The following is a 3,157-nucleotide window of genomic DNA, read 5'->3' on the forward strand; positions in this document are numbered from 1 at the left end:
GAACAGCGGACCGAGTCCGCACCAAAATCTCGGAACTAAACCCAGGACGGTTCAGGACCTGTTCTTCCAGGCCCAAGCCGCGGAGAACATCTACGAGGAGCTGACGGTCTTTGGCCGTACCCCGCAGACCGGGTGTGAGGATCTGCAGGTACGGGTGATGGACGGCAACCTCCCGGTGCTGGTGCATATCCCGCATGCGGGGCTTCGGGTCCCCTCTGAGTACACCCGGGACGGGCACCTGCCCCAGGGTGAGCAGGCCACCGAAGATCCTGATCTGCTGGCCCGGGTCCGTGATGCCGCCGACTACGGCGTGGACCACTGTGTACAGAGCGTCTGGAATCGAGCCAACGACGGCGCCCCCTACGTGGTCAAAAACCTCCACTCACGCTTGACCTTCGACCCCTACGAACACCCAGACAGTGCCACGCAGAAGCTCCATGCGGCCTACCACCAGTTGCTCTCCGAGACTCTGGAGAGGATTCTGGGCCGATTCGGCGAAGCGTTGCTCATCACCCTGCGCTCCTACGGCAGCCCCACCGCGACCGGCGACTACGGCCAGGAGCCGCCGCTGTGTCTCGGGGTGGACGGTCAGCACCACAGCGAACGCATCGAAGGCGTGCTGGAGAGGCTGAGGGCCGAGGGCCTGGCCGCGGTCAATGAGCGGCACTCCGGGGCTTTCGTGCCAGCAGGCTACGTCGGCAGACCCGAGGTTACTGCAGTGGACTGCCATGTCCGAAAGGACATCTACCTTGATGCAGACCACACTCCCCGCCGCACAGATTCCTATGAGAATCCAGGAACCGATGAAGCCCCTGAGGTGCGGTTGTCTGAGCTGCGGATCGCGATCCGCCGGATCTGGCTGGAGCATGAAGAACCCGGTCGAGAAGCCAGACGCTCCGCGCGACGGAGAGCCGGCACCACACCGTCGCCTGGACGAAAGCCCACAGCCATGACTGAGAACGACAAGGAGGCCCACGATGATGCCGATGCATGTGATCCTGATCCGACACGGAGAGTCTGAGGGCAACCTCGCCGGTGCCCTGGCCAGGCAAGGGGATGAATCGCACTTCACGGATGCGTTCGTCACCACTCCGGGCCGTGAGTGGCAGCTGACCGAGACTGGGCAGAAGCAAGCCGAGATCGTCGGGCGATATCTGCGTGAGGCCGAGTTCCCCACCGCCTATCCCCAACTGCGCGAAGAAGAAACCACCAGATTCTACTGCTCGCCCTATGTGCGCACACGGCAGACCGCAGGCCACCTCGGCCTCGAATACCAGGACGGGGAATCAGTCCGGTGGTATTTGAGCCGGGCGACCAGAGAGCGCGACTGGGGAGACATCGAAACTCGGCCCCGTCGGGAGTTCGAAGAGTCCCCGCTGTTCGAGCTCAACGCCCGCAAGAAGGCCATCGACCCGCTCTACTGGCGCCCACCAGGAGGAGAATCCATCTGCGACGTCGCAGAGAACCGAGTCAGGAACTTCCTCGACACCCTGCACCGGGAATGCTCAGACCAGACAGTGCTGGCAGTGACCCATGGGGAGTTCATCCGCGCCACCCGGCTGGTGCTAGAAAGGGTCGACGATGAGACGTACACCTCCTGGGAGACCAACCCCGAGATGCGGATCCGCAACTGCGAGATCTTCCACTACACCCGAGTGGCCCCTGAACTGCTGTTCTCCGATAGGCCTCACGCCCAGAGCTGGGACGGTGGCCTGAACCCAGGAGACATCGCCCCGCGGATCGCTTTCTTGCAGCGCAGCTATCCCCACCTGGAGGACGACGGAATCACCTGGACGGTCAGCAGCCTCCCCTGGAGACAGATCAACTACGACAAGCCCACCAACGAGGACCTGAAGAGCCTCGATTATCACCCTCACTAGGGCTCCCTCTCCGTGTGGTGGACGTGGTGACCTCATTCGGCTAAGCTGGATGACAACAAGACCCGCCAAGGCTAGTCTGTTGGAAACAGCAGATCCTCAAATAGGCGGGTTACTTTTTGTCTAAGGAGCGTTACACCAAACCTGCACTGTCCCTGCAGGAGCAAGTGCAACGGCTACAGGCGCAAGGCCTACAAGCAGATATCCCCGCACTCGAGCAAACGCTCCGGAGGATGAGCTACTACCGCTTCTCAGGCTACCTCTGGTGGTTCTATGAAGAACATAGCGAAGACGTTCGTCCCGGCACCACCCTGAATGACGTGCTCAAGCTCTACGACTTCGACGCCACGCTCAGGACCCACGTGATGGATCTTGCTCAAGTAATCGAAGTGTGGCTACGAGGAGCCTTCGCCAACCATGTGGCCAATGTGCACGGCCCGATGGGGTACCTCTCGCCCGGGATCCACTCCCACGACAAAGCCTTCCGGCGAGACCTCGCCAGCTTGGAGGAGACCCTCAAGCGAGACTCTCCCGAAAAATTCGTAGCGGCATTCCGCTCCAAGTACGGGGACAAGTACCCGCCCATCTGGATGGCCACCGAGCTCATGAGCTTCGGGCTTCTCTCCAAGTGGTACGACAACCTCCGCGAGGACAGCCTCAGAAAAGCTATCGCCATGGAGGCCGGGCTCAACCAGCACGTGCTCTCAAGCTTTCTCCGGATGTTCTCTGTGCTGCGCAACGGGGCGGCCCACCACGCGCGCATCTGGAACCGTCGTACTTCTCTGAGGGGTGTCCATGTGCGCCGCCCGCCAGCTCTGCTCGAGAACGCGCTCACCGATGCCGATGAGTCACGAATCCACTACGTCCTAGCCATTGCGGCATACATCGTTCAGCAAGTTGACCCGGAAGGCCGTGGTGTAGAGGCGCTTCGCGCCCACCTCCTCACAGCTGAGGACCACTGGCTCGGCGAGATGGACTTTCCCGAAGACTTCGAGGCTGATCCGCTCTGGGCGCCCACCAGCAGGTGACTGAGAATGTGTACGGTTTGTGTACGGATGCCGATAGGAATCACCGGGAATCATGGGGAACTGCGATGAGCCGATAAGCTGGCCGTGAAGCCCGCGATCAAGCGGGAAACAATCAAAATCAGCGTCATCCTGAGGGAGTGAGCGAAGCTGGTATCGGCTGGAGGAGGTCGTAGGTTCAAATCCTGTCACCCCGACCCTGTGATGTCCCCCGTCATCGTTCACACGATGACGGGGGACATTTCTCTTTTCTGA

3 protein-coding genes are annotated in these 3,157 nt (G+C 61.1%); all 3 read left to right on the plus strand.

What is annotated here, in order from left to right; genetic code table 11:
- On the plus strand, positions 1 to 1,021 hold a 1,021-nt coding region (locus tag RIL96_RS13185), incomplete at its 5' end, for an N-formylglutamate amidohydrolase (RefSeq protein WP_310549473.1).
- On the plus strand, positions 978 to 1,880 hold the full coding sequence (locus tag RIL96_RS13190) for a histidine phosphatase family protein (protein ID WP_310549474.1): 903 nt from the start codon (positions 978 to 980) through the stop codon (positions 1,878 to 1,880). The genes RIL96_RS13185 and RIL96_RS13190, both read left to right, overlap by 44 nt.
- Before the next feature lie 230 nt (positions 1,881 to 2,110).
- A complete protein-coding gene (locus tag RIL96_RS13195) occupies positions 2,111 to 2,905 on the plus strand; it encodes an Abi family protein (RefSeq protein WP_310549475.1) in 795 nt (264 codons plus the stop codon).
- Positions 2,906 to 3,157: the final 252 nt, after the last annotated feature.

The organism is Nesterenkonia aerolata (assembly GCF_031470965.1).
Lineage (GTDB): Bacteria > Actinomycetota > Actinomycetes > Actinomycetales > Micrococcaceae > Nesterenkonia > Nesterenkonia aerolata.